This is a genomic window from Leptospira alexanderi serovar Manhao 3 str. L 60 (assembly GCF_000243815.2).
Taxonomy (GTDB): domain Bacteria; phylum Spirochaetota; class Leptospiria; order Leptospirales; family Leptospiraceae; genus Leptospira; species Leptospira alexanderi.
Map to the genome: position 1 here is coordinate 10,001 of NZ_AHMT02000052.1, position 7,500 is coordinate 17,500.

5 protein-coding genes (2 of these 5 only partly in view) are annotated in these 7,500 nt (G+C 39.7%); 3 read left to right on the top strand and 2 right to left on the bottom strand.

The window, feature by feature from the left end; genetic code table 11:
• A protein-coding gene (locus LEP1GSC062_RS16170) for a FecR family protein (RefSeq protein ID WP_010578859.1) crosses the window boundary here: on the bottom strand, positions 1-1,676 show its 5' portion. The gene continues 442 nt to the left of window position 1, outside the view; 1,676 of the gene's 2,118 nt are visible here — the first part of the coding sequence; its start codon is at positions 1,674-1,676; its stop codon lies off the left edge, out of view.
• Positions 1,660-4,707 carry an adenylate/guanylate cyclase domain-containing protein gene (locus tag LEP1GSC062_RS16175; RefSeq protein WP_020984963.1) on the bottom strand — a complete coding sequence of 1,016 codons (3,048 nt, stop codon included), beginning with the start codon at positions 4,705-4,707 and terminating at the stop codon, positions 1,660-1,662. The genes LEP1GSC062_RS16170 and LEP1GSC062_RS16175 overlap by 17 nt, the downstream gene beginning before the upstream one ends.
• 190 nt (positions 4,708-4,897) lie before the next feature.
• Between LEP1GSC062_RS16175 and LEP1GSC062_RS16180 the strand changes: the two genes are divergently transcribed.
• The 3 genes from LEP1GSC062_RS16180 to LEP1GSC062_RS16190 form a co-directional block, all read left to right on the top strand.
• Positions 4,898-5,356 (top strand): peptidylprolyl isomerase, encoded by a 459-nt coding sequence (locus tag LEP1GSC062_RS16180; protein WP_010578861.1) that lies wholly within the window; start codon positions 4,898-4,900, stop codon positions 5,354-5,356.
• Between the two features lie 567 nt (positions 5,357-5,923).
• The gene (locus LEP1GSC062_RS16185; RefSeq protein WP_020984965.1) at positions 5,924-6,976 is read left to right on the top strand and encodes a sensor histidine kinase; all 1,053 of its coding nucleotides are present in this window, start codon (positions 5,924-5,926) and stop codon (positions 6,974-6,976) included.
• 18 nt (positions 6,977-6,994) lie between these two features.
• On the top strand, positions 6,995-7,500 hold the start of the coding sequence (locus tag LEP1GSC062_RS16190; protein WP_020984859.1) for a sensor histidine kinase. The gene runs 925 nt beyond the window's last position; only the first 506 of its 1,431 coding nucleotides appear in the window; the start codon lies at positions 6,995-6,997; the stop codon falls past the right edge of the window.

Genomic DNA, 7,500 nt, shown 5'->3' on the forward strand with positions numbered 1-7,500 from the left:
CAGAAATATTCTCCGACGGAAGGAATACTCACGGTTCCGAAAGAGGAACGAAAATTTTCCCGAATCACATCTCCCGAAAATCCGGAGTTCTTCGAAACTTCCAATCTATAAATTCCGGAAGGGTCCGGTCTTTGCCAACGGAAAGTCAATTTATGGTTGGCCGGATGCCCCAGTTCTTGTTCGTTTACAGGAAATAGAAGCCCTAAATTTTCCAAAGATTGAACGTTAAATTGTCTGCTGGGCGAAAAAACCTGCTCGCCTTCTTTTGTAGAAGCTTTGATTCTCCAGAAGTAAGTGCCCGCGTTTGTGATCGGAGAAGAAATCATGGATAAAGAATTCGTCTTTTTGCTAAATATGATATTCTTAAATTCCGAATCGTTTGAGATTTCCAAGATATATTCCACAAAGTCTGCGGAACCGGACCATACGAATAGATTTCCTTCTTTGGAGGATTTGCGAAGGGCGATTTCTTCCTGGTCGAAAGGTTTTTTCAAAGCGGGAGGTTCTGGTTTTTCCAGCTTTTTCAAGTTAAACGAAATTGCTTCGGAGGAAAATACTTTTAAATCGGCCAAAGAAGGTTTTGGCGTGACCCTTGCGAAATATTTTCCTTCCTTCGCTTGGTCCCAACGAAAAAGAGTACCTTGGATTTCCTGGTTGATGAGGATTTCCTTAAAGTTCTTATCTTGTGCCAGTTCGAACTTATAAATATTCGTGAAATCGACGGAAGTCCATTGAAAGACTACGTTTGGAGGATTGGATGTGAATTTGAATTCCTCTGATTTTGTAGGAGTAAAAAGAGAAGATTTCAAATCTCCTAATATGGTAAGAGAACGAGTTTCGCTATATTCGGGCGTTTTGGATTGCGGATTGATTGCTGTGATTCTCCAAAAGTAGGTTCCTTTTTCCAAAGACTTACTTAGAGAAATTCCATTCGCTTTGGATCGAATCACGTTCTTTGAGAAACTGGGATGATTCGAAATTTCTAATGTATATTCTTTTACGGCTTCCGCTTTGTTCCAATTAAAAGATACCGGAAAGGAACTCGTCGAAGTTTGAAAGAATTTTCTATCCCCAGGAGAATTCAGAGAGATCGATAACGAACGAATTTCAGATTTCCCGTTTTTCAATTCGATTGCTTGGTTGTTTGTTAAATTGGATTCCTGATTTCCGGATATTACCTTTGCGTTACCTTTGGAAACTTCGAGATTGAGAGCTTGATCCTCCGCTTTGGAAAGTTTTAGGTCTCCCTTATCCACTTCCACTGTGGTCTCTCCACTTTTGATCTTCATCTCGGTACCGCTGTCCTTGTTGGCGGAAACCGATCCGTATGCGAAGTCGATCGATAGATTTTTATCCGAAAAGTCCAGAAAAATCATACTATTCTCGTCGAGTTTGATTTCGGTTCCGTCGTTTAGAACCAAAACGGCTTCGGCTTTGTCATCAGTACGAACCGTATCCTTATTTCTGACTTTCATTTCGGTTTCGATTTCTTCCCAGACGACTTCGGAGTCGAATTTTCTCTGGGCTTTTCTATTTTTAAAGATTATCTTCCCGATTTCAGGATTACTTCCCTTTTTATGCCCCGAAGTTAAATGAAGGTACAGTAATATATTAAAAGTGAGAAAGAGTCCCGTAAGAAATGTGACTACGTATTTCCCTTCAGTCAAGTATCTCATACTTAACTTCTCCGGCTTCGGGGTCTTTCGCTTTATCTTTCTTAGGTGGTTCCCAAACGATTCCGACCTTTTTTCTCAGTTCTTCGACAGATTTAGGACAGTTCGGATCGTCTTTTCTTCCCAAAACCGCATAGATTATCTGTGGCTCTTCCTTACCTTTTACTTTGATCGATTGCATCTTTTCCACGTTGAAAATATCGGGGACGTGATCCAAAAGATTTTGTGTGATAAGGATGTCGGTTCCGAAAGGTTTATTCAAGGCTTCTACTCTGGACGCGAGGTTTACCGCGTCTCCGATTACGGTGTATTCGAGCCTTTGTTCGGAACCAATTTGACCTGCGATCACGGGACCATAATTCAAACCGCAACCGATTTGGATGATTGGCTTTTTTTCTCCGCCTCTTCCTTGATTGAATTTCAGAAGAGCTTCTCTCATCATCAGGGAACCGTTGATCGCATTTTCGGCGTCTTTATCGGATGTCTTCGCGGCTCCCCAGGTCGCCATGATCGCGTCTCCGATAAACTTGTCCACGATCCCGTGCGTTTCGTTGACACAATGGACCATCTCAGTCATGTATTCGTTTAAGAATTCAACAACTTCTTCCGGTTGAAGTTTTTCGGATATCGAAGTAAAACTACGAATATCGGAGAAGAAAATCGCGCACATCTTTCTTTCCCCTCCAAGGGTAAGTTCGTGTTTTAAGACCATCTCCGCGATTTCCTTGTTTACGAACCTTCCAAGAGCATCTTTTACTTTTTCTCTTTCTTCGAGACCTTTACCCATGTCCACGAAGTAGTTTGTAAGAAGGCCCACTTCGTCTTTTGTGGTGGAACGGATTCTGATTTTAAAATTTCCTCGTGCGATTTCTGTCGTTGCCTGCAGTAGGTGTAACAGCGGTTTGGTGATTGTCTTAGCGAAGAAAAAGACGATGAGTAGGGCCAAACAAAGCGCGATTCCCATAATAAGAAGGTTCGTTTTTTGAATCTTATAAACCGCTTCAAATGCCTTATCTTCCGGAACGATCGAAATGACAGCGGCTCCGCCGAAGCCCAGTTTTTGAAACGAACCAAACCAAACCTTACCGTCTTTGTCTTTGTATTCGATTTGTTTCGTATTTTCCGAGCTTTTGACCATAGATTCCACGATCGGAAGATTCATAAAATTCGTATTTGATTGAAGAAGTTTCGCATCCGAATGAGCGATTAGATCTCCTTCTCCGTTCACCATGAATACATCGGATATATCTTGTTTTTGGAATGCGTTAAGAAACTTTTCCAGACGAAGAATCAGAACCAAAACCTTCGAATTGGAGCCGGAGGAAGGAATCGCGATTGCGAAGATCGGTTCCTTAAACTCCGCGCTTAGATTCTCCATTCTGCCGCCGGTAAGAATGGATTTTTGGATGAATCCAGGTCTGTTTTGCACAAGATTAGAAATCGTCTTTGGAGAAACATTGAGTTCGTTTAAGTAAGGTTCGTTGTAGAATTGGTTGATCGCGAGAGGTGAGTCCTTTTCAATTTGATAGAGGCCCGCATAAATAAAGTCAGGATCGTTCTGAAAGAAGATGTCCGCGAATGAAATTCCCTCATTTCCTTTCACCAAAGCTCCAACGATTTGTTTTCCGTTGGAAAGAATTTCTTTGATGTCGGTTTTGATTTTTAATCCTAAGATATTTACCAAATTTAAATTGTTCTGAAGGACTCGAACTTCCGAATCTTCTCGGAATGCGGAAGAAGCGAAGAAAATGATGGTGGAGACGGTAAATGTCATCAAAACGGAAATTACTGCCATCAATTTGATCTGAAGTGGAAACTTGGACTTTATAACCACGGAAGAGAGAGGGACGTCTTTTTCCGATTTTGAAACGGCTTGTCGGGATAATGGGGCCGATTTCGAAGTTGGACTTGAATCGGGGATTCCATTTTCCTCCTTTACGATTTGTGAATGTTCCGAAGGAGTTGGACTTGAATCGGAGATTCCATTTTCCTCGTTTACGATTTGTGAATGTTCCGAAGGAGTTGGACTTGAATCGGGGATTCCGTTTTCCTCCGTTACGATTTGTGAATGTTCCGAAGGAGTTGGACTTGAATCGGAGATTCCATTTTCCTCATTTACGATTTGTGAATGTTCCGAAGGAGCTGGACTTGAATCGGGGATTCCATTTTCCTCCGTTACGATTTGTGAATGTTCCGAAGGAGTTGGACTTGAATCGGAGATTCCATTTTCCTCATTTACGATTTGTGAATGTTCCGAAGGAGTTGGACTTGAATCGGAGATTCCATTTTCCTCATTTACGATTTGTGAATGTTCTTCGGAAATGGAAACCGGAATTTCTTTCAGCTTTTGAGCACCGTCTAAATCATCAATTTCAATTGCATGGATCGAAGAAGATTCAAAAGAAGGTTTTGGATTTTTCTTTTCTCTTTTGGTTTTTATCGGATTTTTTGTTAGGGAGTCTTCGTTATGAATTTTAGAAGCGGAAGTATGTTTGCCTTTTTGAACTAGATGAACCGAGACGGAAAATTCTCCCGGAGGAATTTCGGGAAAGGAATGCTGTTCTTTTTGTTTGGCAAGATATTTTCGAAATGTCGTCTGATCCGGGGTAGAATAACCGAAATGGAAAATTTGACTCTGGAGTTCGGAATTACTCATGGAAGGGGAAGCGGCGAGTAAAAGTTTGGAAAGGAGTATTGGAAATCTGGTTTCGCAATCGGGTGCGATTAAAAAGAGAAGATTCCCTCTTTTTAAGAACTTTTGAATCTGTAAAAATGTACTATATACTGAATCGTTTGTTTCTGGTCCAGGAGGGATAAGAATCGAAAGAACTGTCACAGAAGGGGGAATCGATTCGAGCGTATCCGAGTCAACTGAAGGATCGTTTGAGATAAAGCAGACCGTTCCGATTTCTTTTTTCGTAATTTCTTTAGAGAGAATAGAAGTATCAATTCGAGAGTTTGACTGAGAAGCTGAAATAAATAGAAGAACTCCTGAAGTCCCGAATGGAAGATAACGATGGTGGGTTTCTAACATGAATGATAGCTCTCTTATCCAAGAAAAATAATTCCGTTATAAGGAACATTCTATTTTGCTCCTGGATTTTCCTTTTATATTATAGTATTGCTCACTTGTGCATTTTTGTTTATTTTTTACAAGAAATCGTTTTCTGCTATTTTATGATACCGGAAAATGGAAATAAATTCTTAAAATAGAGGGAAGCGGTATGCCAACTGCGGTATTCAAGACGAATTTTGGAGACTTTTCAGTTTATATAGATCAGGAAAAAGCCCCGATTACGGCCGGCAATTTTATCAAACTGGCAAAAGACGGATTTTACAATGGTCTTACATTTCATAGAGTCATCAAAAATTTTATGATTCAAGGAGGTTGTCCGGTTGGAAACGGGACGGGTGGGCCGGGCTATAAAATCCAAGATGAGTTTCATAAAGATCTGAAGAATGAAAAATACACACTTTCCATGGCAAATGCAGGACCGAATACGGGCGGATCTCAGTTTTTTATTAATGTAAGGGATAACTTCTATTTGGATAACCGTCATGCTGTTTTTGGAAAAGTTACGCAAGGAATGAACATCGTAGAGGCGATTTCAGAGATGGAAACGGGTTTTCATGATAAACCGACAAAAACGGTTATCATCGAAACGATCACTGTTTCCGAATAGATTGGTTTTATAGAAAATGACCAAAAGCTATTGAAACAAAGCGGTCTAATGGCTCTTCAATGGTTAAAAAATAACTTTCCGTAGATTTTTGCCGGTGTTTACCGGCAAAACATTCCAAGGTGTTTGATTGATTGGAGCGAATCCCTGTTGGTGTTTCGTATGAAAATTTGAATTCGATCAAAACTCTTGAGGTCCCATTCTTTTTTTTACAACTTATTCTAAAATTCAAGTTTTCTACTAGGATCGGCCTACAGGCGACTTATAAGCCCCATGAGTCGTTCATTTTGAGACTGTGACGGTTGGTAAAATCCTACAATTTGAGGTATTTTTTGTATGGATTCAGGAAAATCATAAATTCAAAAAAAAGAATATTCTGAAATTCGTAAAAAAGGGGAAAAAGTAAAAACCAGGATTGACATTTTATTGAGATATCCGCTTTTTAACTTCAATGGGAAAAGATTGATATATACATTTTTTTTTTCGATGAATTTTATTATAATTAAGGATTCAATTTCGAACATGCATGGATTTAGTCGCGACATATTGGAGATTTGAGGAACTATTTGGATGATTGAATCCGAATTTCAGATTTTGTCTCATTTGCAAGCACCGGTTGGTGTTTTGGATAGCGATTTGCGTATTATAATATGCAATTCTTCTTTTGTAAAACTCTGTTCTTGTCTCCATTCGGGGGAGCTCAAGAACCAAAAGCTGGGGCAGATACTCGCATTTCAAAATTCTTCTCTTTTAGAAAAGTTTAAAAATTGTAAATTAGAGGAAACGATCTTTTTCAGAGAACGGTTTCTGAATTCTTTCCGAAAAGAAATCGATCTCAAAGGGGCTTTGACCCGACAAAAGCTGGGAAAAAAGGAACTTTTCTTTTTAGAGGTTTTAGATTCGTCTTCGGATTTTAATTTAAAAACAAAGGAGAAAGAAATTGCGGCGATTGTTTCTAAAGTCTATCACGATTTGCAGGAGCCGATTCGAAATCAGACAACGTTTTTAAGGCTGTTGTCCGATAAATATTCGAACGGGTTAAACGAGAAAGGAAAGGAATTTTTGCGGATCAGCATAGATTCCGCACAACGTCTTTGGAGTCGAATTAGCGGTTTACTTTCATTTTTGAGAATTGAAAAAGAAAAGAACGCTTTTAAAACTCTTTCTCTGAAAGAAGTTATAGAAGAAACTCTTACATCGTTCGAAGAAAACTTCCTGAAGATTGGGGCTCAGGTGAATGTCGAAGGGAACTTTCCGAAGATCGTGGGAAATTTCTTTCTTTTAAAGGAACTTTTTTCGAATCTCTTGTCGAATTCGATCCAATTCAGAAATACGAACGTCGTTTGCAAACTTTTCATTTCTTATTCCGAAGAAGCTCAGTTTCACATCGTTCGTGTTAGAGACAACGGAATCGGTACTGATAGAGTGGAAAAAAATTATTTCATAGATTTATTCAAAAAATATCATTTATCGGAGGAGTTGTCCGGGCCGGGAACCGGATTGTTTTTTTGTAAAAGGATCGCGGAACTTCACGGAGGAAATATAGAGATAGAAACCGATCGGACTTCCGGTTTTGGAGTGATCGTCCGTTTTCTTCGGGAGTTTAAGTTAGAACAATTATAGATAGAGAGTTTCCTTCTTATGTTTAAAGACACTTTTTCAGTCCTTTTAATCGAAGATTCGAATGCGGATTATAGATTGATTCAGGAGTATCTAGGTGAATCTCGGAGTCCTTCCTTTCGAATTAGCCGTAGCGCCAACTTTTCCGCAGGGTTGAATATCATCTCTAGCGAAAGCCCGGATTTAGTGGTGTTGGATCTTTCTCTTCCCGATCGGGCCGGTCTGGATGCGTTATCCGAAATCAAAAGAAAGTTTCCTCAAATTCCGGTGATCATTTGTAGTGGGGCCGAAGATGAGGAGATTACCGCAAACGCTCTTCAAATTGGAGCGCAAGATTATGTTTATAAAGGTAGATTCGATTCTTACTCTTTGAGTCGTTCTCTCGTTTTCGCTTATGAAAGAAATCGTCTCGCCTTGGAACTCGAAAAGAAAAATGTCTTCGAACAAGAGAACGACGAAAGATATCGTTTGTTTTTTCAATACAATCCTCATCCGGCTTTCTTATTCGAACACGATTCTTTCGAGAT